The organism is Nocardioides daedukensis (assembly GCF_013408415.1).
Lineage (GTDB): Bacteria > Actinomycetota > Actinomycetes > Propionibacteriales > Nocardioidaceae > Nocardioides > Nocardioides daedukensis.
Genome location: NZ_JACCAA010000001.1, coordinates 2,874,726 through 2,901,011, shown reverse-complemented (window position 1 = coordinate 2,901,011; position 26,286 = coordinate 2,874,726). Strand labels below are relative to the sequence as shown.

Here is a 26,286-nt window from a genome sequence, read left to right as displayed (position 1 = left end):
ACCCATCAGTTACCGCTCAGCGATGCCGAACCCAACCAACTGATGCCTTAGGGCTACCGGCTCACCTAACTGATGTCTTGGGCGGCCAAATCAGCCTGAACGGACCCCGAACCCATCAGTTACCGCCACCACCGACCCCAACCCATCAGTTAGAGCCCAGGGGCCGCCGCCGCACCCCACAAATACAGAAACGCCGCCGGTACGAATCCGGCGGCGCTCCCTCAGTCTTGTCGCAGAGGACGAGGCGTCACATCCAGCTGCCCTGGCCCACGGCCATCAGCCGACCCAGCGTCTCCGGGGACCAGCTCTCCTGCGGAGTTGGAACAGTGGCCGAGGCGCCGTGGCCTCGACGCGAACGAGGTTCGTTGGCCAGCTCCGGCGAGAGCGTCAGGGAGATCTGGCGAGCGGTGGCGGCGACCAGCGGGGCGATCCGCTCCAGCGGCGCCTTGGTGTCGCTGACCAGGGAGATCGCGCCGATCGGGCCGTCGACGCCGCGGACGGCCGCAGCCACGCACGCGATGCCGGCGAAGCATTCCTCCTTCTCGAAGGAGATGCCGCCGCGCTGGCGGATGCGGTGCAGTTCCTGGTGCAGGGTGGTCAGCTCACCGATCGTCTTGACCGTGGACCGGGCCATCCCCTCGGCGAGGATGTCGTCGACCAGCTCGGGCTCGAGCCAGGCGAGCATCGCCTTGCCCAGAGCGGTCGAGTGAGCGGGGGCACGGCCGCCGACGCGGGACGGGACTGAGGCTGCGAAGCGGCCGCCCATCTTGTCGAGGTAGCTGACCTGGCCGTCGTCGAGCACCGCGAGGTGTACGACCAGGCCGGTGCGGACCATCAGCTCGTGCAGCTTGGGTGCGGCCGCGGCGCGCAGGTCGTTGCTGCCCCGGTCGCCGGCGTCGCCCAGCTTGAGCGAGCGGGAGCCGAGCGCGTAGCCGAAGGAGGTGTGCTCGAGCCAGGAGAGCTTGACCAGCTGGTCGAGGATCCGGTGGGCGGTCGAGCGCGGCAGGTGGGTGGCCCGCGCGACCTGCTCGAGAGTCAGCCGGGTGGTCGGGCCCCGGAAGGCATCAAGGATCAGCGTCATCCGCTCGACCATCGACGGGGGCAGCTCGCGCCCGTTCTTCTGCGGAACCTCGACACTCTCAACTGCAGACATCAGGTGACTCCCTTTGTACGGACCGAAACTTGCGCCAACCACCGGAACTGAAATGAATTCTAGGTGATCGAGGACACCCGAGCAAGAACTTCTTAGAATTCATTCTGGTTTCGCCTCCAGCGGCGCGAGCCCCGGCCGAGGCCGAGGCGATCGACTACTCTCGCGAAAGTCCTGAGAACGCCCAGAACAGAGGAGAGTCGTGGCTTCGAGCCGTTGGCCAGCCTTCGTCTATGACGAGGGCGAGGAGCCGGACTACCGATTCAGCCTGGCCAACGAGCGCACCTTCCTCGCCTGGATCCGCACCTCGCTGGCCCTGCTCGCGGCCGGAGTGGCCGTGGACGTCGTCGACCTCTCCCTCTCCGCCACCTCCCAACACCTGCTGGCCGTGCTGCTGGTGAGCGCCGGCCTGGTCACCTCGGTCGCCTCCTGGGTCCGTTGGGCCCTCGCGGAGCGAGCCATGCGCCGCCGCGAGCCGCTGCCCTCGTTCGGGACGGGACTGACCTTCACCCTGGTCGTGGTGGCAGCGGCAATCGTCGTACTGATCGGCCTGACGTGACCCAGCCCGACCCGGGAAGCGCCAACGAGCGCACCGCCCTGGCTTGGCAACGCACCGCACTGACCCTGATTGCCGGTACGGCGATCATGGCCCGGCTCGCCGTAGACCAGTCCGGGCCGCCGGTGCTCGCCCTGGTCGTGGTTGCCGCAGTCCTCGGCACCTGGGTCTTCTTCGAGAGCGCGGCACGCTATCGGCACAGCGCTGGGCACCGGACCCGCCCCAAGGGCCGCGGCGGACGCGCCGCACTGGCCCTTGCAATCGCCACGGCGCTGATCGGCCTCGGCGAGCTGGTCCTCCTCACCCAGACCGGGCCTGCCTGACCTTGGTGCGTCCCGCACATTTCCGCTGATCGGGAGCGCCCCCACCCAACCGCACCGCCCCTGCGACGCTGACTGACAGGCATTCCCAGCCTGCAACCCGGCCGTCCAGGAGGACCAGATGAAGATCGGCATCGTCAGCCCGATCGTGACCGCGAATCCCGGCGCACACAGCGCGTGGGAGGGGAAGGCTGGCATCGCGGAGCTCAGCCGGATCGCCGCGACCGCGGACCGGCTCGGCTTCCACCACCTCACCTGCAGCGAGCACGTGGCGGTTCCGACCGCGATCGCCGAGCAGCGCGGGGCGACGTACTGGGATCCGATTTCCACCCTCTCTTTCCTGGCCGCGCGCACCGAGCAGATCCGACTGATGACCCAGGTGCTGGTCCTCGGCTACCACCACCCGCTGGAGATCGCGAAGCGCTACGGAACCCTGGACCTGATCAGCGGCGGCCGGGTGATCCTCGGCCTCGGCGTCGGCTCGCTGAAGGAGGAGTTCGACCTGGTCGGCGCCACCTTCGAGGGGCGCGGCGCGATCGCCGACGACGCCCTCGCCGCACTCCGTGCCAGCCTCGGCAAGCGCGAGCCGAGTTACCACGGCACCCACTTCGACTTCGACGACGTCGTGGTCGAACCGCACGCGATCCAGGAGCGGCTCCCGCTGTGGATCGGCGGCCGTACACCGCGCTCGCTGCGCCGCGCCGCGACGCTCGGCGACGGCTGGGTCCCCTTCGGCCTCAAGCTCGACGAGCTCGCCGCGATGCTCGAGAAGGCTGACCTCCCCGACGACTTCGAGGTCGCGCTGGGTGCTGGCCGCCCACTCGATCCGATCGACAACCGGGACAAGACCATCGAGCAGGTACGCCGTACCCGTGCGGCCGGCGCCACCATCGTCAGCGCCACCATCGCCGCCGAGTCCGTCGACCACTACTGCGAGCAGCTCGAGGCGCTGGCCGCGCTCGAGGAGGAGACCCGATGAGTACCGAGGAACGACTGGCCGCCCTGGAGCAACGTCTCCGCGAACTCGAGGACCGCGAGGCGATCGTCGAGTTGATCGCTGGCTACGGGCCCTTCGTCGACGGAGGGGCAGCCGAGGACGTGGCCGCACAGTGGACCGAGGACGGTGTCTATGACGTCGACGAGATCACCATGCACGGCCGCAAGCAGCTCCGAGCGATGGTCCGCTCGGACAATCACCAGGGCTGGATCAAGGGTGGCTGCGCGCACTTCCTCGGCCCAGTGAAGGTCACCCTGGCTGGCGACGAGGCGATCGCGGTCTGCCATTCCCTGATGGTGGTCAACAAGGGCGGCGCGTTCGAACAGGCACCGGACTTCGTGGTCCGACGAGCGACTGCCCATCACTTCGAACTCGTCCGCACCGATGAGGGGTGGCTGGTCGCCAAGCGCACCAGTCGGGTCCTCGACGGACGCGCGGAGTCCCCCGAGCTGCTCGTGAAGGGCGCGAGGGGTGAGAAGGCATGACCGGTCAGCTGGAAGGTCGCGTCGCGATCATCACTGGCGCCGGCGACGGGATCGGTGCCGGAGTGGCCCGCGGGTTCGCCGCCGAGGGTGCGGTCGTCGTGGTCGCCGAGCTCAACGAGGAGAAGGGCCGCGCCGTGGCCGCCGAGGTCGGCGGCAGCTTCATCCGGACCGACGTCTCCCAGCGCGACCAGGTCGAGGCGATGGTCCAGCACGCCGTCGATCAGCACGGCGGGGTCGACATCCTCGTCAACAACGCCTGGGGACGCGCGAGCATCTCGCGGGTGGAGAACAAGACCGACGACAACATCGAGAACGCTCTTGCGGTCGGGTTCCGCGGTCCGTTGTGGGCGATGCAGGCGGTCTATCCGCGAATGAAGGCCAAGGGCTGGGGGCGGGTGATCAACATGGTCAGCCTGAACGGCGTGAACGCGCACGTGGGCACGCTGGAATACAACACCGCCAAGGAAGCCCTGCGCGCGCTGACCCGCACCGCTGCCCGCGAGTGGGCGCCGAGCGGCGTGGTCGTCAACGCGATCGCGCCCGGCGCCAAGAGCGCGGCGTACGACCGGGTGATGGCCGGCAACCCTGCGCTCGCAGCCCAGGTCGACGGGATGAACCCGATGGGCCGCTTGGGTGACCCGCTGGACGACATCGCTCCGGTCGCGATCTTCCTGGCCAGCGAGGGCGCACGCTATGTCACCGGCAACACCGTGTTCGCCGACGGCGGTGGCCACATCAACGGCGTGGCCTGGCAGCCGGAGCTGGACGACTGATGTCGCAAACTTGCGTGCGTGACGAGATCGTCGAGCGGCTCGCCACTGTTGCGCTGGCCCTCGACACCAAGGACTGGCCGCTGCTCGGGTCACTGTTCGTCGAGGATGCCACCGGCTATGGCAAGCGCGGCAGGGAGGCGATCGTCGCCCAGACCCGCGCCCACCTTGACGGGGTCGGCGCCACCCAGCACCTGCTCGGCAACCACCGGGTCACCGTCGACGACACCACCGCCCGCTCGCTGACCTATGCCCGGGTCCACCACGTCGGGATCGGGCCGATGGAAGGCAAGTTCTTCGAGTGCATGGGCGAGTACGACGACCGCTGGCGCCGGACCGCGAACGGGTGGCAACTGACCCACCGCGCCTTCGACATGCAGATCATGTTGGGCGATTTCGCGGTCCTCCGCGGCTGAGCCGAAAATGCAGTCTGACCTGCGGAAATAGTTTTCCACAGATTGCAATTCACCCCTTGCGTTCGAACGCTCGTTCGATCTAGATTTGGGGTATGGACCTCCTCGATCACCCCACCTGTGAGACCGCCGACGCGGTCCTCGCAGACGCTGCCGCGCAGCGCCGGGTGGCCGATGATGCGGAGCGCCGGATCCTGGTCCGGGCGACCCAGTGGGCCGATGCCCACCCTGCGGATCCGGAGTCCGTCTTCCCCTTTCCCGGACCGGTGACCAAGCAGACCGACCCCGACGACCTGATGCCGCAGGTGGACTGGGACGCCGCCGCCGAGTTCGCTCTCGCCGTGGGCATGGCCCCCAATGCCGGCGAGGCGCTGATGCGGGACGGTCTGGAGCTGCGCCACCGTTGCCCGCTGACCTGGGACCGGGTCGTGCGCGGCAACCTGGCTGCCTGGCGCGCTCGGCGCATCGCGCAGGCCACGATGGGGCGCCCCGACGAGGTGGCCGCACACGTGGACGAGCACGTCGCCCATGTGGGGCACCGGGTCGGCATCCTCAAGCTGGAGAAGCTGATCGACGAGGCGATGATCGTGCTGTTCCCCGAGGAGCGCGAGGCCGAGCGCACCGCTGCGCTCGATGCCCGTCAGGTCAGGCTGCTCGAGCAGATCTCCGCCAACGGCGTCGCCACGATCATCATCGAGGCCGACCTGAAGGACGCGCTCGACTTCAACGACACGATCACCCGGTTGGCGGGCCTGCTCAAGGACGCCGGCTGCGAGGAGTCCCTCGACGTACGTCGTGCCCTGGCCGTCGGTGTGCTCGCCGACCCCGCTCGCGCCCTGGCCCTGCTCGAGGGGACCGAGCCGCCGAAGCCGACCCGCAAGCGGGCCACGCTCGTCGTGCACATCTCCCAGGACGCAGTGACCGCCACGTGCACCTGCGCAGACTCTCGGCCAACAGCTTCTCGGCCATCAGCCTCCCAACCAGCAGATGCTCGCCCGGTGGTCGCCCGCCTCGAGCGCGGGGCCCGGCCGGTCTCGGTGGCGATGATCCGCGACTGGCTGGGCCGCGAGGACACGGCGCTCACGGTGCTTCCGGTGATCGACGACCGCGAGCACCAGGCCGTGGACCGCTACGAGATCCCCGACCGGATCAGGCAGCAGGTCGCCAGGTTCACGATCACCTGCTCGTTCCCGTTCTGCGAACGTCCGGCGACCGCTTGCGACTGCGACCACAACGTCCCCTTCGGCAAGGGCGGCCGGACCTGCACCTGCAACCTGGCCGCCACCTGCCGACGTCACCACCGGCTCAAGACCTTCGGCGGCTGGAGCTACACGATCATCGATGCCGGCGCCCACCTGTGGCGCTCGCCCGGCGGCCGACACTACTTCCGCGACGCTCTCGGCACCGTGGATGTGACCCTGCCCGGCGAGGTCGAGGACCACACCGGATGCTTCCACGACGAGAACTCAACCGAGCGGGACCGACCACCACCCAGACCTGGCCGCTGGCGAGAACGCGAGGCCCAGGTGACCTATGCCCGCGGCACTCCCTGTTTCGCTCCCGATGACTGGGAGCCCGATCCGAACGACCTCATCGACGAGACCGAGTTGCTTGAGGCATCGACCGGACGCCACCGGCAGGTGCAGCCGGATCCGGACGCGCCGCCGCCCTTCTGAGCGGGACCACGCCCAGCCCCGCGCCACGCCCAGCGCCAAGAACATCACGTCGTCAGGCAGTGCCCTGCGTCAGGAACAGCGCGGCACCTACAAATCACTCGAGCCCACACCTGCACGTGCAGGAGTGGGCTCGAGTGTCGAGACGGGCCGAGTCATACCGGCCTAGTCATCCGGGCCGAATCAGAGCATTGCTACCTCAGCTGATCCACGCGTCCTGCAGCAGGACCAGGCTGTTGGTCGAGTCGACCACGCCGTGCACCTGCTTGCTCCACATCAGGAACTCCGCGCTCGGCGCGAAGACCAGGGCCGGGACGAGCTCGTTCCACTCGGCCTGGATCTTGCCCATGATCTCGCGCTGGTCATCCTCGGACTCCGCAGCCTGGAAGGCGTCGAAGAGGGCGTCCATCTCAGGCGAGGTCGGCATTCCGGCCGACAGGTTGCCCTGGCTGTGGTTGGTGGCGAACATCCGGCCGTAGGGGCCGGCCTCGCGCCAGCTGATACCCCAGCCGGCAACGTCGTACGACCGCTCAATGGCGACCTTCTGGATCTGCTCCTGGATGTTGGCGACCAGGTCCAGTTCGACCTCGAAGCCGACTGCCTCGAGCGACGCCTTGATGGTCAGCGCAGTGGCCTTCGACGCCGGGTCGGAGGAGTCGAGGTGGGTGATCTTGCCGTCGAACCCGTCCGCCTTGGCCTCTTCGACCAGCTTCTTCGCGGCCTCCGGGTCGTGGGGCAGCGAGTCGACATCGGTGTGCCAGCGCGAGAAGCTCGCGAACGTCTCGTTGCTGGGCACGCCCGCACCGTCATAGGCCCGCTCCATCACGACCTTCGCGTCGACAGCCAGCTGCATCGCCTTGCGCACCCGCGGGTCTGCACCCGGGTGACCCTTGGTGCCGTTGATGATCGCCACGTTGCCCAGCGAAACCAGGTTCATGTAGCCCGGCGACTTCGCCGACACAGCCTCGTCCACCACGTCGGGGTCACGCAGGAACGCCATGTCGACGTTTCCGCCCTTGAAGGAGTCCCAGGTCGAGTGCGGGTCGTTGAGGAAGACGACCTCGATCGCGTCCAGGTTCGGCGCACCGTCCCAATAGCTGGGGTTCGCCTTGAGGGTGATCTTCTCCTTGGGCGCGTGCGAAGCGAGGGTGAACGGTCCCGCGCCAACCGGCTTGAAGCCCTTGCCCTCGCCTGCCGACTTGGCCACGACCATGCCCGGACCGGTGGTCAGCATGTAGTCGAAGGTCGGCCACTTGGTCTTCAGTTCGAACTCGACCGTCAGCGGGTCCGGGGTCGAGACCTTCTTGACGTTGTTGCTCCACAGCATCGCCTCGTCGGCACCGAGACGGAGATAGCGGTCGAGGCTGAACTTCACGGCGGCCGAGTCGAGCGGCGTACCGTCGCTGAACTTCACCCCGTCGCGCAGCTTCAACGTCCAGGTGGTGAAGTCCTCGTTGGGCTCGAGGCTCTCCGCGAGCTGAGGCTCGACGGTGTTCGCCTCACTGTCCCAGCGCATGAGCACGTCATAGATCGCCGCCATCTCCAGGCCGCCGGTGGAACCGGCCACGATGGTCTCGGCGGGGTCGAGCACTGCCGGCTCGCCATAACCGGCGAAGCTCAGCGTGCCGCCCTTCTTCACGTCGCCTGCCTTGGGGATGTTCACCAGGCCGGTCTCATAGGTTGCGGCGTTGCCGGGGGTGTCCTTGTCGTCATCGGAGCTGGCACATGAACTCAGCAGGCCGACGGACAGCACGACAGCGGCGGCACCGGCAACCAAGCGCGCGCTGCGGGGTGTGGCTCCACGCATCGGTGGACTTCCTTCCATACGGAGGGAGCAGCCCCGTCGGCGTCTCCCTGTACGTGCAGCCAAGCAACCGCACGCCGTACCCGCACCGTCACTCCCACCCAGCGAGAGAACCGGGTCAGTCCTGCAGCCGGACCTCGCGCCGACTCACCTTGCCGGTGGCGTTGCGCGGCAGCGCCGCGGTGGTGATCCGCCACACCGACGGTGTCTTGTAGCGCGCGAGTCGCTCGGCCAGGTGCTCGCGCAGCCCGGTCTCGTCGACCGTCGACTCCGGCCCCACGACGACCACCGCGGCCACCGCCTGCCCAAAGTCTGGGTCCGGGACGCCGAGCACGATGCACTCCACCACGTCCGGGTGCAGCATCAACTGGTGCTCCACCTCGGTGGGATAGATGTTCTCGGCACCGCGCAGGATCAGGTCCGACCGCCGGCTGGCGATCCTCAGGTGACCGTTGACCAGCGAGCCCAGGTCACCGGTGCGGAACCATCCGTCGGCGGTGATCGACTCGGCCGTCGCCTCCGGGTTCGCCCAATAGCCCAACATCATCTGGGCGCCGCGCAGGCACACCTCGCCCTCGACCCCCTCGCCCACAACAGTGCCGTCCTCGGCGCGGATCTGCACCTCGATGTTCACCACCGGACGACCGACCGAGTCGGGATCAATCGCCAGGTCGGCAGCCGTGGCCAGGGTGGCGCCGGTCGAGGACTCGGTGAGGCCGTACGTCGTACCCAGGCTCGCTCCGGCCACCGGCAGGTGCTCGCGGATCCGCTCCTTGAGCCCGGGAGTGGAAGGTGCACTGTTGACCGAGAGCGTCCGGAAGGCACTCAGGTCATAGCCGGACAGGTCGGTCTCGAGGAGCCGGTTGAGCATCGTCGGGACGGCCCCCCAGTTGGTGACGCGCTCCTTCTCCATCAGGCGCAGCACGCGGTCGATCTCGAAGCGACCGCGATGGATCACTGCCGTGTCGCCGACGAACAGCCGGACGACAGCCAGGTTGTGCAGACCCGCGATGTGGAAGAGCGGGGTGGCCAGCAGGTAGCGGCGGTCCTTCATCGCGAAGCCGAGCTCCGCGGCGATCGCATCGTTGAGCAGGTGGAACCAGACCGCGGCGATCACGTTGCGGTGCGAGTGGGTGGCCCCCTTTGCGCGGCCACTGGTCCCGCTGGTGAACAGGATCACCGCTGCGTCGTCCTCGTCGACCTCGGCTCGGGGCAGCTCCGCGCCGCGGTGCCGCGCAGCCATCGCGCGCAAGTCGTCCTCGCGGTCGGTGTCCGGCTCGAGGCCGACGACTCGTGCACTCGTCTCGCCCACCAGCGCAGAGCGCGGCCGGTCGACGAACAGCACCTTCGGGCTGGTCAGCTCGACCCCGTCAGCGAGCTCACCGGCGGACCACATCGAGTTCATCCCGACCGCCACCGCTCCCAATGAGACGGTCGCCCAGAACCCGACGATCCACTCGATCGAGTTGGCACCGCACAGCGCGACCCGGTCCCCGGGCCGCACGCCGTGCTCCTCGCGCAGGGCCGTGGCGACGGCCGCGACCATCGCGTAGTGATCGGCGTGCGAGAGCCTCTCGTCCTCGGTGACCAGATAGTCGGCGTCGCCGTGCTGACGTGAGGCCTCGAGCAGCTCGGCCAGGCACCGGTGCCGGTTGGCGAAGACCGGGAGCTGTGCGCCCCGCACGGGCTCGTCCCGGATCTCGAAGCGCTGCCCGGGAGCGGTCAGCCGTGCCAGCGCCTCGTCGCGTGGTGTCGGTGTGTTGGGTGCCTGTGTCATGGGTGCCTGTGTCTGTGTCATTGGTGTCTGCCTCATCGGATCGTCAGCTGCCCGCCGTCAATGTTCCAGCACTGCCCGCTCACCCATGCCGCTTGGTCGCTGGCCAGGAAGACCGCGGCGTGCGCGATTTCGATCGGTTGCCCGGCGCGGCCCAGCGGGATGTTGGCACGCACGTAGGTCTCCCACGTCGACGCGTCGAGGTCGTCGAGGCGGCTGGTCGCGGTGACGCCGGGACAGAGCGCATTGACGCGTATGCCGTACTGCCCGAGCTCCTTGGCCAGCGTCGAGGTCAGCGACTGCACCCCCGCCTTGCTTGCGGAGTAGACGCCGGTGCCGACGCCGGACTGCTTGCCGCCGATCGAGGAGATGTTGATGATGCTGCCGCCCTCACCACGCTCGACCAGCTCCCGACCGAAGGCTTTCGCCATCAGGAAGGTGCCGCGCAGGTTGATCCGGAGCACCCGATCGAAGTCCTCGACGTCCACGTCGATCAGCGGGCCGCGGTCGTTGCCCCGGGAGGCCGCCGCGTTGTTCACCAGTACGTCGACGCGGCCCAGTTCGGCGCGGGTCGTGGCCAGCAGCTGGTCGACGTGGTCGGCATCGGACACATCGCAGACGACTGGTACGGCGCGACGGCCGAGCGCGCGGATTTCGTCGGCGACCGAGTCGATGTCGTTCCAGCCGGCCTCCTGCTCGTCCGCGGGCCGGCGCTCGGGCGCGCGACCGGTGCCGGTCAGCACCACGTCGCAGCCGGCGCGGGCCAGCTCGACGGCGAGGTGGCGACCGATCGAGCGCATCCGTCCGGCTCCGGTGACCACCGCGACCTTGCCGTCCAGACCGGTGAGTGGGTAGGTCATGAGGCGACCCCGTCGACACTGATCCCGTCGACCCTGATGAACAGGGCCGTCGCCTCGACGCAGCGGACGCCGTCGTGCTCGATCCAACCCTCGGCGAAGATCTTGCGGCCGTCGCGGCGGGTGATCGTCGCCTCCATCGATACCTCACTGTCCAGCGGCACCCGGTGCCGATAGCTCAGCTCCAGGGTGGCCGTGACCGCCCGCGCACCGGTGGCCTGCACCAGCCCCCCGAGCATGCAGTCCATCAGGTGTGCCGACCATCCGCCGTGCAACGAGTCGGGCGGGCCCTCGTGCAGAGCACCCGGGACGAAGCTTCCCCGGGAGGTCTCGTCGTCGAAGGTGACCCGCACCGGGATCCCGAACGGGTTCAGGGCATAGGTGTTCCACTCAGCCTCCGGCCCGGCAGCCCGTACCTGCGCGGGCAGGTCGAATGGGATCCGCAGCACCCTGTCCCGCGCTCGTGCGGAGAGCTCAGCGGTCACGCTCTCGATCGCCCTCCGTGCCGTGGCCAGGTCGTCGACCGGGAGGTCCGTGGTCGCTGCGGCGTGCATCAGCGAACGGGTGGCTGCGACCAGGGCCGTTGTCGCCTGGGTGCGCTCCGTCGCCCAGGTCCCGGTGCTCGAGCTCTGGTTCTCGCTCTGGCTCTGGTCCTCGCTCTGGCTCTGGCTGGGTGCTCGGTTCGCGGCTTCGTTCACTGATGCGGTCACTGGCTCTCCGGGTGTCGCAGGGGTCCTGTGCAGGTCAGGTCGATCAGGGTTCGCGCGGGTGCAGGGGGCAAGGCGCAGGGTGCGCATGCGGCAACGAGGCCGCTGCGCCCTTACAGGTCTGTCTAGTGCGCCTGACACCCCGGCTTCGCGGTGGTTCCCGCCCACCGGGAACCGTCGTGTCACCTGGTGGCGACTCCGACACTGTGGCGGTCATGAAATTCGCCGTCATCGCCCCGACTGCCGCTGGCACCACCGCTGACCCGGACTGGATCTCCGCCTGGGCCCAGCACGTCGAGGCCTGTGGCTTCGAGTCGGTGGTCGCGGTGGAGCACGCAGTGGTGATGAGCCGCTACTCCAGCGTCTATCCCTATGACGCCTCCGGCAAGATGGAGCTGGCCGACGACCTCGACATCCCGGACCCGCTGGACCTGATGGCCTTCCTCGCCGGCCAGACCACCACCCTGGGGCTTGCCACCGGCGTCCTCGTCCTGCCCAACCACCACCCCGTCGTGCTGGCCAAGCGGCTCGCCACGATCGACCGACTCTCCGGCGGCCGGCTGAGGATCTGCGTGGGGATGGGTTGGATGCGCGAGGAGATCGAGGCCTGCGGAGCACCCTTCGACGCCCGCGGCCGGCGTGCCGACGAGCAACTCCAGGTGCTGCGCAAGCTCTGGGCCAACACCAGTAGCGAAGGCGTCGACCACCACGGCGAGTTCTTCGACTTCGCTGGGGCGATGAGCTATCCCAAGCCGGCGCAGGCCGGTGGCGTCCCGCTGCACGTCGGCGGTCACAGCAAGGCCGCGGCTCGTCGCGCCGGGCGCTACGGGGACGGCCTGCAGCCGCTGGGCGTCGCCGGCGAGGAGCTCGCCGCGCTGGTTGCGTTGATGCGCGACGAGGCCGAGCGGGCCGGCCGCGACCCCGAGGCGCTCGAGTTGTCCCTGGGACACCTCGTCACCCGCATTGACCAGGGCCGGGCCGAGAAGCTGGCCGCCCAGGGTGCCGACAGGATCGTCCTGGCCGCCAGCAACACCTCCGACCTGACGCAGGCGTGCGACGAGCTGAGCGCCTGCGCCGAACGGCTCGGCCTGTGACCGCCGGGACCGAGACGCTCGGCTGTGCGGACCGAGCCGCGCTGAGCGACCTGGTCCACCGCTATGCCGCCGGCGTCGATGATCGTGACTTCGACTCCGTCGCCGCGCTCTTCACCGAGGACGGCATCCTCGCCGCGGCCGCACCGCCCAAGCACCTCGACCCGGTGACCGAGCACGTCGGGCGGGACGGTGTCCTGGAGGCCATGCAGGCTTTGCTCGCAGTGCGCGGCACCTTCCACGCCGTAGCCGGTGAGGTGTTCACCATCCTGGGCCCGGACACGGCGAGCGGTCGCGTCGCCTGCCAGGCGCACCACTTCTTCGAGCTCGCCGACGAGTCGTCACCTCGTGCGAGCGACCTGACTTGGACCGTCACCTACCGCGACAGCTATCGCCGGACCAGTCAGGGTTGGCGGTTCGCTCGCCGAGAGGTCTACGTGGGCTCGGTCGGCACGCGTCACCTCGAGGTGCTCCGGTGAGCGGGCAGGACGGAACCGGTCGGGTGAGCGTCATCACCGGTGGCGCACTCGGCATCGGAGGGGCCACGACGCGCCGGCTCGCGCGAGACGGCGACACCGTGGTCCTGGTCGACATCGACGACGAAGCAGCTCAGCAGGCCGCGGACGAGATTCGGTCCGACGGGGGCACGGCCCACGTCATCGTCGGGGACGTCACCGTCGAGACGACACTCGACGCCATCGCCGACACGGTCTCGGACCTCGGTCGGGTCGACGTACTGGTCAACAACGTCGGCGACTGGCGGCCCGCCTCGAAGTCCTTCCTGCACAGCAAGCCCGAGCAGTGGCAGCGGCTCTACGAGCTGAACCTGAAGCACGTCCTCACCGTGACGCACCGGCTCCTGCCCACGATGGTCGAGCAGGGACACGGCGTGATCGTGAACAACTCGACGGTCGAGGCGTTCCGCGGCAACCCGGGTCACGCTCCCTACACGGCGTACAACGCCGGTGTCTCCGCGTTCACCAAGAGCCTGGCCGTCGAGGTCGGGCAGCACGGCATCCGCGTGAACGCGATCGCACCCGACCTCGCCGACACCCAGCAGACCCCGGCCGAGGCCATGCTCCGCGGTCGCGACCCGGAGCTGCTGCGCACCTGGCTGCCGCTGGGCCGGTTCGGTCACGTCGACGACTACGCGGGAGTGATCGCCTTCCTCGCCAGCGACGAGGCCCGGTTCATCACCGGCCACACCGTCCCTGTCGACGGCGGCACTCTGGCCGCATCGGGCTGGTACGCCAAGGTGAATCGCAAGGGCTGGACCAACATGCCCGACCACGCCTGAGCGACCTACGGTGTGTTCATGAGTGCCGATCCGAGCTCGACTGATCCCACCCAAGATGACCCGACCCTGACCGACCCCACCTTCGCCGACTCACCCGACCGGGTGGCTCTGGCCGACGCCGTACGCGCGCTGATGCTCGCTGCCGGCACCTCGACGGTGGGCGGTCAGGACCGGGAGCGGGCCGAGGAGTTGATCGCCGAGGCCACCGAACTGCTGGCGAAGCAGACCCGACCGCGGGTGCCGCGCTCTGAATATCCGGCACCCAGCCGGGCCCGCGAACTCGGCATCCCCTTCCACCGCAGCGCGGGCAACCCCGCCTCGGTCCCGCTGGCGATCCACTTCGACGGCGACTCCGCGCACGCGGTGGTCACGATCAACGCCCTGCAGGAGGGCCCGCCCGACTCGGTGCACGGCGGCACCCTCGCCTGGCTGATGGACTGCATGACCGGGGCGCTGGTGCAGTCGACGTTGAGGCCGTCGGTGACCGGGACACTCGAGTTGCGTTACAAGCGGCGTACGCCCCTGGATCGTCAATTGTCGTTGGGCTCGCGGATCACCAGCCAGAGTGGTCGCAAGACCGTCGTCGAGGCCTGGATCGAGCTCGACGGCGAGCGGACCGTCGAGGCGCGCGGACTCTTCATCCAGGTGCCCTTCGAGACGCGTGCCCATGAGGCGACCCACTCGGCGGGAGCGCGCGAATAGAGGCCAGACGCCCTCTGCTAACTTTTAGTTGGACGTCCAACTAAATTACCTGTCGGTAGCCACGAGCCTCCGCGGGTGAGTCAACCAGCTGACAGGCAGGGAGCATGAGCATGGAGAAGATCGGTGTAGTCGGATGTGGCCTGATGGGGGCCGGCATTGCCGAGGTCTGCGCCCGCGCTGACCTCGACGTGATCGTTGCCGAGTCGAGCCAGGCCGCCGCAGAGGCCGGCCGCAGCCGCCTCGAGAAGTCCCTCGGCCGCGCCGAGAGCAAGGGCAAGATCGACTCCGCTGCCGCGGTGATGGACCGGATCCGCATCGTCACCGACCTCGAGGAGCTCGCCGACCGCGACCTGGTGATCGAGGCGATCGTCGAGGAGGAGAGCGCCAAGGTCGCCCTGTTCAAGGAGCTCGACCGGATCGTCACCTCCCCCGACGCAATCCTGGCCTCCAACACGTCCTCGATCCCGATCATGAAGCTGGGCGTGGTCACCTCGCGCCCGCAGAGCGTGGTCGGCATCCACTTCTTCAACCCGGTCCCGGTGCTCAAGCTGGTCGAGCTGGTCCCCTCCATCGTCACCGACCCCGAGGTCACCGAGCGCGCCCGTACCTTCGTCGAGGGCACCCTGGGCAAGTCCGCGATCGACTGCCAGGACCGGGCCGGCTTCGTCGTCAACGCCCTGCTGGTCCCGTTCATCCTCTCCGCGATCCGGATGCTGGAGTCCGGGTTCGCCACCGCCGAGGACATCGACCGCGGCCTGGTGCTCGGCGCCGCACACCCCCAGGGCCCGCTCGCGCTGGCCGACCTGATCGGGATGGACACCACCAAGGCGATCGCCGAGTCGCTCTACGAGGAGTTCAAGGAGCCGCTCTATGCCGCTCCCCCGCTGCTCAACCGGATGGTCGACGCGGGTCTTCTCGGCCGCAAGACCGGTCGCGGTTTCTACACCTACAACTGACGCCCCTCGCCACATCGCGAACCTCGGTTCGCTCCTGATCGCGCGCGTCGGCGACGACGCTCGCTCCTGACGAAGGAACATCCATGACAGACCTGATCTCGTACGCCGTGACTGACGGCGTCGCCCACATCGAGCTGAACCGGCCCGAGGCCGCCAACGCGATCGACATGCCGACCGCCCAGGCCTTCCGCGCAGCAATCGGGCAGGCCGCTGCCGACGACGCGGTGCGCGCCGTGCTCCTCACCGGTGCCGGCAAGCGCTTCTGCGCCGGCGGCGACGTCGCCGCCTTCGCTTCCTTCGAGTCGGCCGAGGACCAGCGGGACTACCTGGTCGGGCTGGCGCACGAGCTCGATGCCGCCAACCAGGAGCTGGCCGCGCTGGAGAAGCCGGTCGTCGCCCACGTCCAGGGCGCCGTCGCCGGCGCCGGCCTGTCGGTGATGCTCAGCTGCGACCTGATCGTCGCCGCCGAGGGCACCAAGTTCGTGATCGCCTACCCAGGTGTCGGTCTCGTGCCCGACGTCGGCTGCTCGTGGCTGCTGCCCCGCGCGATCGGCCAGCAGCGTGCCCTGCACCTGGCCCTGACCAACAAGCCGATCGGCTCCGACGTGGCCCTGGACTGGGGCCTGGTCACCGAGGTCGGCGACGCCTCGCGCGCCACCGAGCTCGCCACCCAGCTCGCCGCCGGTCCGGTCTTCGCCCTGGGCCAGGCCCGCCGGTTGATCCGCAACTCCTATGCGGCCACCCGAGCCGAGGCCGGTGCCGACGAGGCCGAGACCATCGGTCGCGCGGTGATGACCGAGGACGCCCGCGGGCTGATCCACGCCTTCGCCAACCGCTGATCTGAGCACTGGCCGACCAACCGCTGATCAGCGGTTAGTCGGCCAGGACCTCAGCGGCCGTCGCGGAATTGCGGCGCCCGCCCCTGCTTGCGGGCCGCCGTGGCCTCCTCGAAGTTGTCGGTGAGCAGTCGCAGATAGAGCTGCCCGAGGCCTTCCGAGGGCATGTAGCTCTCCAGCGATGAGGCCGCCATCCCGGCATGGAGCGACCTCTTGGTCAGCTCGATGCCCGGCTGGGAGAAGCCCGCGATCCGCTGCCCCATCTCCACCGCGGCATCGACGACCGGGTCCTCGACCCGTGAGACGAGACCGATCCGCTCCGCCTCCTCCGCGCCCACGTCGCGGCCGGTCAGCATGATGTCCGCGGCACGGGTCGAGCCCACCGCCCGCGGCAGCAGGAAGCTCAGCCCCAGCTCGCTCGCGGTCAGCCCGTTGTTGATGCCGGCCGCACGGAAGTACGCCGTACTCGAGGCGATCCGGAGGTCGCAGGCCAGCGCCAGGCAGAGCCCGCCGCCGATCGCGGCCCCGTTCACGGCCGCGATCACCGGCTGGTGCAACCGCCGCAACGCCAGCACCACGTCCTCCAGCAGCTCCAGCGAGCGGAGCCCGAAGCCCGGGCGTCCGAGGCCCTCCACGTGCGGAGCACGACCGGCGTTCTCCTGGTCCGCGCCGGAGCAGAACCCCTCCCCGGCACCGGTCAGCACGACGGCCCGCACCGAGTTGTCGTTGCTCAGCTCCACCAGGGCGTCACGCACCGGAACCATCACGTCGAACGCCATCGCGTTCATCCGATCCGGCCGGTTCAGCGTCACCACGGCGACCTCTGGAACCGGCCGGTCGACGAGGACGAACGAGCTCACTTCGCCAGCCAGGCGTCATCGAGCAGGACGATGCTGTCCACGTGCGGCGTGACCCCACCGACCTGGTCGCTCCACGCGACATATTCCGGCTGCGCGCCGAACACGATCGCGGGAATCGACTCGTTCCACTGCTCCTGGATCTTGCCGATCAGCTCCGTCTGCTCGTCCTCGGTCTGCGCCGAGCCGAGATCCTCGATCAGGCCGTCCATCTCGGTGTCGGCATAGCCGCCCGCGTTGGAGCGCGAGGAGGAGTGGAAGCTGTCATAGAGCTCGGGGAAGACCGCAGCGTCCGGCGTACCGAACGACCATCCGGCCAGGTCGAAGTCGTGCTTCATGAAGACCTTCTCGATCATCTCCGCCGAGCCGGGCACATAGGTCGACTTCACCTCGATGCCGATCCGGCCGAGCATCGCCTCGATCGAGAGCCCGGTCTGCTGGGAGACCTTCGCGATGCCGAGATAGCGCACCGTCCCGTCGAAGCCGTTCTCCTTGGCCTTGGCCACGAGCTCCTTCGCCTGCTTGAGGTCGATCTCGGGCCCGTCGGTGGGTCCCCACAACGACTCGGCCGGGAACATCTCGGTCCCGGGGATCCCATAGCCCTTGTAGGTCCGCTCGGTGATCACCTTCGGATCGAGCGCGGCCGCGATGGCGCGCCGCAGGTCGGGGTCGGCCAGCACGGAACCCTCGCGGTGGTTGATCACCAGTCCGACGCCGAGGCTGACCACGTTCATCGAGCCGCCCAGATCGGACTCGACGGCGTCCGCGATCACGTGCGAGTCACGCAGCACCGCCACATCGGCGTCACCGGCCTTGAGCACGTCGAGGGTGCCCTGCGCGGTCTGGATCAGAGTGAACCGCAACGACTCCAGAGCGGGCGCTCCGCCGTGGTAGTCCGGGTTGGCCTTGAGCACCAGCTGCTCGCCGGGCGCATAGCTGTCGAAGGTGTAGGGCCCCGCACCCACCGGGGTGAACTTCGCCTTCGCGTCGGCGGATGCGGCCACGATCATGCCGGGCGCGGAGGCCAGCATGTACTCGAAGTCCAGCCACGGCTCGACCATCGTGAACTCGACGGTGAGCGGGTCGGCGGCCTTCATCGACTTGACCTTGCGCTGCCACAGGCCGGCCTGTCCGCCACCGTTCTTCAAGTAGCGCTCGATGCTGGCGACCACGGCGTCGGCGTCGAGGTCGGTGCCGTCGCTGAACTTCACCCCGTCGCGCAGCGTGAGGGTGTACGTCGTGGCGTCGTCGTTGGCCTCGATGGAGTCGGCGAGCTGACCGACGTACTTCCCGGTCTCGGGGTCGTGGCGCAGCAGCACGTCATAGATCGCCGCGAGCTCGGTGCCACCGGAGAGTCCGTTGGCAATCAGCGCGACCGGGTCGAAGTCGCGCAGCTCGCCGAAGGTGGAGACGCGGAGCTGTCCGCCCTTGACCGGGTCACCCTCGGGCTGGTCGCCGACCAGGCCGACCTCGAAGATCGAGGAGTCGGCTTCCTTCTTGTCGTCCTTGTCGTCACCGGCGCATGCGGCCAGGGTGCCGACGAGCAGCACGGCCGCGGCGAGGGACGTCGTACGAGATCGGATCGTGGTGCTCACTGGACTGTCTCACTCTCTGTCGTTGCGAGGGATTCGGTGATCTCCCTGGCTGTCTTGTAGTCGGCCTTGCCGGTGACGTGGCGCGGGATCTCGTCGACGACGTGGATCGTGCGCGGCACCTTATAGCCGGAGATGCGGGTGCGCAGGTGGGTGCGGACGTCGTCGAAGTCGAGCTCCGTGCCGGGTCGGGCCTGCAGCAGCGCAGCCACCTCCTGGCCCCAGACCGGGTGCGGCAGCCCCATCACCAGGGCGTCAAAGACGCCCGCGTGCGACTTGAGCGCGACCTCGACCTCCTCGGGATAGACCTTCTCTCCGCCGGTGTTGATGCAGTTCGAGCCGCGACCGAGCAGCGTCACCTTCAGGTCCGGCTCGATCTGGACCCAGTCACCGGGAACCGCATAGCGAGTGCCGTCGATGGTGATAAAGGTGCGCGCGCTCTTCTCCGGGTCGCCGTAGTAGCCGAGCGGGATGTTGCCCGAGCGCGCCATCAACCCGATCTCGCCGACGTGCGTGGCGGGGTCGAGCAGGTTCATCTCCTCGTCGAGGACCGCCATGTCGACGCCAATGTTGACCAGGCTGCCCTTGTCGGCGAGGTTCGACTTCTCCACCCGGCCGTTCCCGGTGAAGCCGGTCTCCGAGGACCCGATGATGTCCATCACGACCACGTTCGGGAGGGCGTTGAGCCAGCGCTCCTTGACCTCGACGGAGAAGATCGCGGCGGCGCTGTTGACGTTGACCAGCGTGCTCCCGTCGTGGTTGCCGGTCTCGAACTCCTCGATCAGCGGACGCGCCATCGCGTCCCCGATCAAGGAGATGGTCTGCACCTTCTCCTTCTCGATCGTGTTCCAGATCTCGACCGGGTCGAACTTCGGCAGCAGGACGTTGGTGTGGCAGGTGAGGAAGCGCAGCAGCATCCCCCACTGTCCGTTGGCGTGCATGATCGGGCCGAGCTGGAGGCAGGTGAGCGGGTGCGGGTTGGCGGCACCCGTTCGTGACTGGTCGAGCTCTTCCAACCGTTGCCTGGTGGCGAAGTCGATGCCGCCGCCGAGGGTGCGCCATACGTCCTCCTGGCGCCACATCACGCCCTTCGGATAGCCGGTCGTGCCGCCGGTGTAGACGACGTACAGGTCATCGGCGCTGCGCTGCCCGACCGCGTCGAGGAAGCCGCGGGTGCTCGGCTGCTCGCCGACGGCGGTGGTCCAGTCGAGCGAGGAGTACGCCGTGGGGGCGGCGTCGGTGCCGTCGGGCATGGTGACCACGTGCCGCAGCAGCTCGTGGTTGCCCACGACCTTGTCCAGGACCGGCGAGTAGCGGGCCTCGTGGAGCAGCGCGACCATCCGTGAGTTGTCGAAGAGGTAGTCCAGCTCGCCCTCGACGTAGCGGTAGTTGATGTTGATCGGCACCATCCGGGCCTTGAAGGTGCCGAGCATGGCGGCGACGTGGTCGACGGTGTTGCGCGCCATCAGCCCGACGTGCTCGCCGGGTTGGATCCCGGCAGAGACCAGGTGGTGGGCGACCCGGTTGGCGGCGGCGTCGAGCTCGGCATAGGTGAGCCGGTCGTCGCCGATGACCAGGGCGAGGCGCTCGGGCACGGCGTCGACGGCGTGCTCGAAGAGGTCAGCGATGTTGAGAGCCATGCCCGCATCCTGCGGATCGTCATCGTGCCCGCGACAGTGCGGTTTCATCCAACGGAACCGGTCGGTCGAACGGAGGTTGGAGACGCCAAGCAAGTGTTAGGTTGTGATGCAGGTCACCACTTAGGCAATCTGGAGGGATCCCCGAGATGACCGCACTTGCCGCAGAACCCGCCACCACCCAGCTCGCACCGCCAGCACCACGACCCGGCGTGATCGAGCGCCTCACCGACATCCTCGATGTGTTCACGCACGGGCCCGACCACCTCTTCCTCGAGGAGGTCTCCGGCCTGACCGGACTGCCCCGGTCGACCACCTTCCGGTTGCTGCGCCAGCTGGTCGAGATGCAATGGATCGATCACGACGAGCGCGGATATCGCCTCGGGCCGCGGATGCACGCGGTCGGTCGCCGCGTCTTCGACCACGCGCACCTGCGCGCGGCCGCAGCGAACGTGCTCAACGAGCTGCACCTGGCGACCTCGGCGGTGGTGCACCTGGTGGTGCTCGACGGCAATGCCGTGGTCTACCTGGACAAGGTCGGCGGTCCGGCCGGGGCCAGCATCCCGTCCCGGGTCGGCATCCAGATCCGGGCCCACCGCACGATCAGCGGCCTGGCCATCCTCGGCTGCATGCACCCCGAGGAGGTGGATCGCCTCTATGACGAGCCCGGATCCATCTCGCCGCGGGCCCGGGCCAGGCTTCACCGTCGCCTGGGTCCGATCCGTCGCCGCCACGGCCTCGCGCTCACCCCCGCGGACATGCGCACCGACATGCGCGCCGTCGCCGCCCCGGTCACCGGACCGCACGGCCCGCTGGGAGCCATCTCCGTAGCGCTACGGGGTCCTGACGCCCCCGTGGAGAAGTTTGCCCCGATGGTCCGTCGCGCGGCCCTGGAAACCACCGCCCTTCTCACCCATTGACCGCGAACCTGCAGTTGTTGCGCGTCCAACCTGCAGTTGTTGCGCATTGAACCGGCAAGTCTTGCGCTCGCCGACCACAACAACTGCAGGTTCAAGCCACAACAATCGCCTGTTCGACGCGCAACAAGTGCAGGTTCGCGACGCAACAACTGCAGGTTCGCGGCTACTTCCAGCCGCCGTCGACCCGCAGCAGCGCACCGGTCGTGAAGGACGACGCCGAACCGGCGAAATAGAGTGCGGCGCCGACGATCTCGTCGGCCTCTGCGCAGCGACCGAGAGCGACCTTGGCCTCCATCTCCTCACGCAGCCCCTCGGACCAGTTCGTGGAGATGTCGGTCAGGAAGGGGCCGGCCTGGATCGTGTTCACCCGCACCTTCGGACCGTATGCCTGCGCGAAGCCCTCGGTGAACACGTGCAGCCCCGATTTCGCGGCCGCATAGGGCAGCGCCTCGGGCTGCGGACGGATCGCCTCGATGGACCCGATGCTGATGATCGAGCCCCCGTCACCCTCGGCCATCCGCTCGCCGATCACGGCGCTGAGCCGGAACGGACCACGCAGGTTCACCGCGATCACCTTGTCGAACAGCTCCTGGCTGACCTCGGCGAGCGAGGGGTAGTGCGGCGACATCCCGGCGTTGTTGATCAACACATCAACGCTGCCGAACTCGGCGTACGCCTCCTCGATCAGCCGGTCGCAGTCCTCCCACGAGCTGGCGTTGAAGCCCACCGGCAAGGCGCGTACGCCGTGCTTGCGCACCAGGTCGTCGGCCACGCTGCGGCAGTTCTCCAGCTTGCGGCTCGCCACCACGATGTTGGCTCCGCGTGCGGCGAAGGCGTGCGCCATCTGCTCGCCCATCCCCCGGCTGCCGCCGGTGATCAGGACGGTCTTGCCCGTGAACTCGGTGGATGCGGTGTCGGTCATGGTTCCCCTTGTGGTTGGTGGTGAGTGGTCAGGAGGGCGCGAGCGCCCGGCAGGCCTCGAGTGGATCCACCCCGACCGGAAGCAGCGAGGCGACCGGCACGGTGACCCCGTGCTCGACGTAGCGCCCGATGTGCTCGCGGCACGCGCCCGGGGATCCGTGCACGACGAGCTCGTCGACGACGTGGTCCGGGATCGCCTCCACGGCTGCGGCCCGGTCGCCATCGGCCCACAGCTTCCACATCGGCTCAAGTTCGTCACGCCCCAGGTCGGCGTGGAAGGCCCGATAGACGGGCACGTTGAGATAGGTGGCGATCAGCCGCCGGGCCACGCCACGGGCCAGGTCCGCATCGGCAGTCGGCGCAACCAGGATCCTGCAGACGATCTCCTTGTCGGCACCGTGCGCAGTCACCGCGGGCACGACCCGGCCGACGTCCTCGGCGGAGAGCCAGTTGAGCACGGCGCCGTCAGCGTGCGATCCGGCAAGGTCGAGCATCTTGCCGCGCAGCCCGGCCAGCAGCAGCTTCGGTGGAACCTCGGGTACGACGCCAGCCCGGAAGCCCTGCACGGTGAAGGTCGCGAACTCCTCGTCCACCCGCTGCCCTTCTAACGCCGCGCGCAGGAATCGAAGCATGTCACGGCTGCGTGAGAGTGGCTTGTCGAAAGGGATCGAGTTCCATTTCTCCACGATCACGTTCGACGACGCGCCGAGCCCGAGCGTGAACCGTCCCGGCGCCATCGCGGCCATCGTCGCCGCGGTCTGCGCGAGCAACGCCGGGCCGCGGGTGAAGACCGGTGCGATCGCGACGCCCAGGTGCACCGACGAGGTGACCCCGAGCGCGGCGGCCAACGGCGTGAACCCGTCGGCACCCATCCCTTCAGCTGTCCACAGATCGGTGTAGCCGAGGTCCTCCAGCTCGCGCGCCGCGTAGGGCACCGCCGAGAGGGGTACGTCGTCGAGCGGGATCGTCATCCCATAACGCGAGGTCACGACGTCGAGTCCGCCTGCACACTCGGCGCTGTCGGCTGCGAGGCAGCCCCCGTCCCGAGCTGTGCCGTGGCCCAGGGCCGGAGCTCGCGCTTGAGCAGCTTGGCGTTGGCGTTGCGGGGCAACGGGTCGTGACGGACCAGGATCTGGCGTGGCCGCTTGTATGACGCCAGCTCCTCCAGGCACAGCCGCTCGATCTCGTCGATGCTGAAGGCCGGGTCGTCGGTGACCACGATCGCTACGGTCGTCTCGCCGAAGCGCTCGTGCGGTACGCCGACCACGGCGGCCTCGAGCACGCCGGGGGCGCGGTGGATGACGTCCTCGATCTCCTTGGGATAGACGTTGAGTCCCCCGGAGATGATCATGTCCTTGGTCCTGCCGACCACGGTCATGAATCCGTCCTCATCGATCGCCACCAGGTCGCCGGTGTGCAACCAACCGTCGCGGAAGGCCTCGGCAGTCTGTTCGGGCTTGCCGTAGTAGCCCTTCATCGAGGCCAGGGAGCGGATCAGCAGCTCACCCTGGCCGGACCGACGGATCACGCCGTCGACGTCACGGACCGCAAGGTCGGTGTGCGGCAGCGGGCGACCGGCCGACCCCTCGTGGTCGAACACCTCGTCGGCCATCAGCACGGTGCAGATCGTGGGGAACTCCGAGAGCCCGTAGCCCTGGCAGACGTCCACGTCGGGAATGCCGCGGCAGACCGTCTCGATGACCGCCTTTGGAACCGGCTCGGCGCCGGTCACGATCCAGCGCAGCGCGCTCGCACTCAGCCGCGCCATCAGGTCGGGTCGCGTGACCAGCTCCCGCAGCAGGCTGGGCACCAGCATCACGTGGGTGATCGACCCGGCCTCGATCGAGTCGACGATGTTCTCCATCGTCGCGCCGCCGGTGGAGCGGATCTCCGAATAGCCGCCCACCCAGGTCAGCGCGATCACGAGGTTGTGGAACCCGGCAGCCCACGAGAGCGACGGGATCACGAAATATCTGTCCTCGCCGGTCAGCCCGAGCCCCTGGACCTGCCCCATCGCGTTCCACAGCACCCCGTCGTGCGAGTGCTCGGCGGCCTTCGGCAGCCCGGTGGTCCCGGAGCTGTAGTAGAGCAGGAAGGTGTCCTCGAGTGCCGGACCGACGTGGTCGGCGGGCAGCACGTGACCCGCGCGCAGGTCGGCGTACTCCACCCGGCGTCCGGCGGCCTCGATCGCAGCGGACCCGACGGTGATCACGGCGTCGAAGCTGTGCCCGAGGCGCCCGATCTTCGACCCGATCTCGTCGACGACGAGGAACCGTGCGTCGCTGTCGCGGCAGACGTGTTCGATCTCCTTGCCGGTCAGCAGCACGTTGACCGGGATGCAGACCGCGCCGAGGGCGGCCAGGCCGAAGAAGGTCTCGACCCACTCGAACCGGTTGCCCATCATCACCGCGACCTTGTCGCCACGGCCGACGCCGTTGGCCGCGAGTCCGGCCGCCACCTCGAGCGAGGCGTCCCGCATCTCGCGGAAGGTGCGCACTTCACCCTCGAAGCCGTATGCCGGACGGTCGCCGGCATAGGACTCGGCGGTGCGGTCCAGGAGCGCGAAGGCATTGCGGGCGAGGGTCATCTCGTCACCTTTCCATGGGTGGCTGGGACACCAGCCGGGGTGTCGACCTGATCAGTGGGCGAGTCAGTGGGCACTTCAGTGGGCCAGTCAGTGGGCCAGGTGTGCGGTCACCCCGTGCGGCGCAGGGCTCGTCGCTGCGGCGAACCGGCGCAGCTCGGTGCGGGCCAGACCACGGCGGTGCACCTCGTCGGGCCCGTCGGCCATCCGCACGATGCGAGCCTCGGCATACATCCTCGCCAGGGGTACGTCGCCTGCAAGTCCTCCGCCGCCGAAGGCCTGCATGGCGCGGTCGATCACCCGCACGGCCATGTTCGGCACGGCAACCTTGATGCCGGAGATCTCGCTCGCAGCCTCGCGGTTCCCGACGGTGTCCATCAGGTGTGCGGTGTAGAGCGTGTAGAGGCGGGCCTGGTCGATCTCGATCCGGGAGTCGGCGATCCACTCACGTACGACGCCCTGGTCCACCAAAGGCGTCCCGAAGGTGGCCCGGTTCTGCACGCGATCGATCATGAGCTCCAGGGCCCGCTCGGCCGCACCCACCATCCGCATGCAGTGGTGGATCCGCCCGGGACCCAGGCGGGCCTGGGACATGGCGAACCCGGCGCCGACCTCACCGATCATGTTGTCGACCGGGACGCGCACGTCCTCGAAGGTCATCTCGACGTGGGACTCGAACGGGTTGTAGCCGAGCACGGTCAGGTCGCGGTGCACCGTGACGCCGGGAGTGTCCCTGGGGATCAGCACCATGCTGTGGCGCTGGTGACGGGGCGCATCGGGCGAGGAGTCGGTGATCCCCATCAGGATCAGCAATTTGCAGGTCTCCCGCTCGACGCCCGAGATCCACCACTTGCGCCCGTTGATCACCCAGTCGTCACCGTCGCGCACGATCGAGGTCTCGATGTTGCTGGCGTCCGAGGAGGCGACCTGTGGCTCGGTCATCACGTAGGCCGACCTGATCGCGCCGTCCATCAGCGGCTTGAGCCACTGCTCCTTCTGCTCCGGCGTGCCGAACATCGACAGCAGCTCCATGTTGCCGGTGTCCGGCGCGGAGCAGTTCAGCGCTTCGGGGGCCAGCCACAGGCTGCGCCCGGTCAGCTCGGCGATCGGCGCGTAGTCGAGGTTCGAGAGCGGTTCGTGGCCCTCCTCCTTGTGCGGCAGGAAGAGGTTCCACAGGCCCAGGTCGCGGGCCCGCTTCTTGAGCTCCTCGAGGATCGGCGGCTGGGTGCGCGCCGCGCCGATCTCGGCGATCTGCTCCTCGTGCACGGCCTCGGCGGGATAGACGTGCTCCTCGAGGAAGCCGACCATCTTGTCGTGCAGCTCTGCTGCACGGGGAGTCTGGGTGAACATGGGTTTTCCTTCCGGGGAACGGTCGTCAGGCAGGTGT

26 protein-coding genes are annotated in these 26,286 nt (G+C 68.6%); 14 read left to right on the top strand and 12 right to left on the bottom strand.

The features are described from left to right. Positions 1-247: 247 nt before the first annotated feature. On the bottom strand, positions 248-1,153 hold the full coding sequence (locus BJ980_RS14280) for an IclR family transcriptional regulator (RefSeq protein WP_179502909.1): 906 nt from the start codon (positions 1,151-1,153) through the stop codon (positions 248-250). A 199-nt stretch (positions 1,154-1,352) separates the two neighbouring features. On the opposite strand from BJ980_RS14280, the gene BJ980_RS14275 reads away from it, so the two are divergent. From BJ980_RS14275 to BJ980_RS14245, 7 genes are all read left to right on the top strand, one after another. Beyond that, the gene (locus tag BJ980_RS14275) at positions 1,353-1,709 is read left to right on the top strand and encodes a DUF202 domain-containing protein (RefSeq protein WP_179502908.1); all 357 of its coding nucleotides are present in this window, start codon (positions 1,353-1,355) and stop codon (positions 1,707-1,709) included. Then, complete coding sequence (locus BJ980_RS14270) at positions 1,706-2,029, top strand: DUF202 domain-containing protein (RefSeq protein WP_179502907.1); 324 nt, start codon at positions 1,706-1,708, stop codon at positions 2,027-2,029. Before BJ980_RS14275 ends, BJ980_RS14270 begins: the two co-directional genes overlap by 4 nt. A gap of 118 nt (positions 2,030-2,147) precedes the next feature. Beyond that, entirely contained in the window at positions 2,148-3,005 is an 858-nt protein-coding gene (locus tag BJ980_RS14265) for an LLM class F420-dependent oxidoreductase (RefSeq protein ID WP_179502906.1), read from the top strand. After that, positions 3,002-3,508 (top strand): nuclear transport factor 2 family protein, encoded by a 507-nt coding sequence (locus tag BJ980_RS14260; RefSeq protein ID WP_179502905.1) that lies wholly within the window; start codon positions 3,002-3,004, stop codon positions 3,506-3,508. The genes BJ980_RS14265 and BJ980_RS14260 overlap by 4 nt, the downstream gene beginning before the upstream one ends. Then, positions 3,505-4,281: an SDR family NAD(P)-dependent oxidoreductase gene (locus BJ980_RS14255; protein WP_179502904.1), complete on the top strand. Its 777-nt coding sequence runs from the start codon at positions 3,505-3,507 to the stop codon at positions 4,279-4,281. The genes BJ980_RS14260 and BJ980_RS14255 overlap by 4 nt, the downstream gene beginning before the upstream one ends. A gap of 14 nt (positions 4,282-4,295) precedes the next feature. Beyond that, positions 4,296-4,694 carry a nuclear transport factor 2 family protein gene (locus BJ980_RS14250; RefSeq protein WP_218855517.1) on the top strand — a complete coding sequence of 133 codons (399 nt, stop codon included), beginning with the start codon at positions 4,296-4,298 and terminating at the stop codon, positions 4,692-4,694. A gap of 92 nt (positions 4,695-4,786) precedes the next feature. Further along, positions 4,787-6,367 (top strand): HNH endonuclease signature motif containing protein, encoded by a 1,581-nt coding sequence (locus BJ980_RS14245; RefSeq protein ID WP_179502902.1) that lies wholly within the window; start codon positions 4,787-4,789, stop codon positions 6,365-6,367. A 196-nt stretch (positions 6,368-6,563) separates the two neighbouring features. On the opposite strand, the gene BJ980_RS14240 is transcribed toward BJ980_RS14245, so the two are convergent. The 4 genes from BJ980_RS14240 to BJ980_RS19340 form a co-directional block, all read right to left on the bottom strand. Continuing rightward, positions 6,564-8,171, bottom strand: coding sequence for an ABC transporter substrate-binding protein (locus tag BJ980_RS14240; RefSeq protein ID WP_179502901.1), 1,608 nt, complete (start codon positions 8,169-8,171; stop codon positions 6,564-6,566). A gap of 115 nt (positions 8,172-8,286) precedes the next feature. Further along, a complete protein-coding gene (gene casG, locus BJ980_RS14235) occupies positions 8,287-9,945 on the bottom strand; it encodes a steroid-24-oyl-CoA synthetase (RefSeq protein WP_179502900.1) in 1,659 nt (552 codons plus the stop codon). A 32-nt stretch (positions 9,946-9,977) separates the two neighbouring features. Further along, entirely contained in the window at positions 9,978-10,802 is an 825-nt protein-coding gene (locus tag BJ980_RS14230; protein WP_179502899.1) for an SDR family NAD(P)-dependent oxidoreductase, read from the bottom strand. After that, the gene (locus BJ980_RS19340) at positions 10,799-11,509 is read right to left on the bottom strand and encodes a hotdog domain-containing protein (protein ID WP_218855516.1); all 711 of its coding nucleotides are present in this window, start codon (positions 11,507-11,509) and stop codon (positions 10,799-10,801) included. Before BJ980_RS19340 ends, BJ980_RS14230 begins: the two co-directional genes overlap by 4 nt. A gap of 212 nt (positions 11,510-11,721) precedes the next feature. Here BJ980_RS19340 and BJ980_RS14220 point away from each other — a divergent pair, with 212 nt between their 5' ends. The 6 genes from BJ980_RS14220 (at position 11,722) to BJ980_RS14195 (ending at position 16,391) form a co-directional block, all read left to right on the top strand. Continuing rightward, the gene (locus BJ980_RS14220) at positions 11,722-12,600 is read left to right on the top strand and encodes an LLM class F420-dependent oxidoreductase (protein WP_179502898.1); all 879 of its coding nucleotides are present in this window, start codon (positions 11,722-11,724) and stop codon (positions 12,598-12,600) included. Further along, a complete protein-coding gene (locus BJ980_RS14215; RefSeq protein ID WP_179502897.1) occupies positions 12,597-13,076 on the top strand; it encodes a nuclear transport factor 2 family protein in 480 nt (159 codons plus the stop codon). The genes BJ980_RS14220 and BJ980_RS14215 overlap by 4 nt, the downstream gene beginning before the upstream one ends. Next, positions 13,073-13,894 (top strand): SDR family oxidoreductase, encoded by an 822-nt coding sequence (locus BJ980_RS14210; RefSeq protein ID WP_179502896.1) that lies wholly within the window; start codon positions 13,073-13,075, stop codon positions 13,892-13,894. Before BJ980_RS14215 ends, BJ980_RS14210 begins: the two co-directional genes overlap by 4 nt. Before the next feature lie 18 nt (positions 13,895-13,912). Beyond that, complete coding sequence (locus tag BJ980_RS14205) at positions 13,913-14,596, top strand: PaaI family thioesterase (protein ID WP_179502895.1); 684 nt, start codon at positions 13,913-13,915, stop codon at positions 14,594-14,596. 110 nt (positions 14,597-14,706) lie between these two features. Continuing rightward, positions 14,707-15,552, top strand: coding sequence for a 3-hydroxybutyryl-CoA dehydrogenase (locus tag BJ980_RS14200; RefSeq protein WP_179503922.1), 846 nt, complete (start codon positions 14,707-14,709; stop codon positions 15,550-15,552). 83 nt (positions 15,553-15,635) lie between these two features. Continuing rightward, on the top strand, positions 15,636-16,391 hold the full coding sequence (locus BJ980_RS14195; protein WP_179502894.1) for an enoyl-CoA hydratase/isomerase family protein: 756 nt from the start codon (positions 15,636-15,638) through the stop codon (positions 16,389-16,391). 50 nt (positions 16,392-16,441) lie between these two features. Here BJ980_RS14195 and BJ980_RS14190 read toward each other — a convergent pair whose 3' ends face one another. The 3 genes from BJ980_RS14190 to BJ980_RS14180 are packed head-to-tail and all read right to left on the bottom strand — an operon-like array spanning position 16,442 to position 20,477. Continuing rightward, a complete protein-coding gene (locus BJ980_RS14190) occupies positions 16,442-17,248 on the bottom strand; it encodes an enoyl-CoA hydratase (protein ID WP_179502893.1) in 807 nt (268 codons plus the stop codon). Beyond that, on the bottom strand, positions 17,245-18,840 hold the full coding sequence (locus BJ980_RS14185) for an ABC transporter substrate-binding protein (RefSeq protein WP_179502892.1): 1,596 nt from the start codon (positions 18,838-18,840) through the stop codon (positions 17,245-17,247). Before BJ980_RS14185 ends, BJ980_RS14190 begins: the two co-directional genes overlap by 4 nt. Further along, the gene (locus BJ980_RS14180; protein WP_179502891.1) at positions 18,837-20,477 is read right to left on the bottom strand and encodes an acyl-CoA synthetase; all 1,641 of its coding nucleotides are present in this window, start codon (positions 20,475-20,477) and stop codon (positions 18,837-18,839) included. Before BJ980_RS14180 ends, BJ980_RS14185 begins: the two co-directional genes overlap by 4 nt. A 146-nt stretch (positions 20,478-20,623) precedes the next feature. Between BJ980_RS14180 and BJ980_RS14175 the strand changes: the two genes are divergently transcribed. Beyond that, positions 20,624-21,394 carry an IclR family transcriptional regulator gene (locus tag BJ980_RS14175; RefSeq protein ID WP_179502890.1) on the top strand — a complete coding sequence of 257 codons (771 nt, stop codon included), beginning with the start codon at positions 20,624-20,626 and terminating at the stop codon, positions 21,392-21,394. Positions 21,395-21,557: 163 nt separating this feature from the next. Here BJ980_RS14175 and BJ980_RS14170 read toward each other — a convergent pair whose 3' ends face one another. The 4 genes from BJ980_RS14170 to BJ980_RS14155 form a co-directional block, all read right to left on the bottom strand. Further along, a complete protein-coding gene (locus tag BJ980_RS14170) occupies positions 21,558-22,316 on the bottom strand; it encodes an SDR family NAD(P)-dependent oxidoreductase (RefSeq protein ID WP_179502889.1) in 759 nt (252 codons plus the stop codon). Between the two features lie 28 nt (positions 22,317-22,344). Continuing rightward, positions 22,345-23,304 (bottom strand): LLM class F420-dependent oxidoreductase, encoded by a 960-nt coding sequence (locus BJ980_RS14165; RefSeq protein WP_343047815.1) that lies wholly within the window; start codon positions 23,302-23,304, stop codon positions 22,345-22,347. Continuing rightward, positions 23,301-24,902: a class I adenylate-forming enzyme family protein gene (locus BJ980_RS14160; protein WP_179502888.1), complete on the bottom strand. Its 1,602-nt coding sequence runs from the start codon at positions 24,900-24,902 to the stop codon at positions 23,301-23,303. Before BJ980_RS14160 ends, BJ980_RS14165 begins: the two co-directional genes overlap by 4 nt. 87 nt (positions 24,903-24,989) lie before the next feature. Next, positions 24,990-26,249 carry an acyl-CoA dehydrogenase family protein gene (locus BJ980_RS14155; RefSeq protein WP_179502887.1) on the bottom strand — a complete coding sequence of 420 codons (1,260 nt, stop codon included), beginning with the start codon at positions 26,247-26,249 and terminating at the stop codon, positions 24,990-24,992. Between the last annotated feature and the right edge of the window lie 37 nt (positions 26,250-26,286).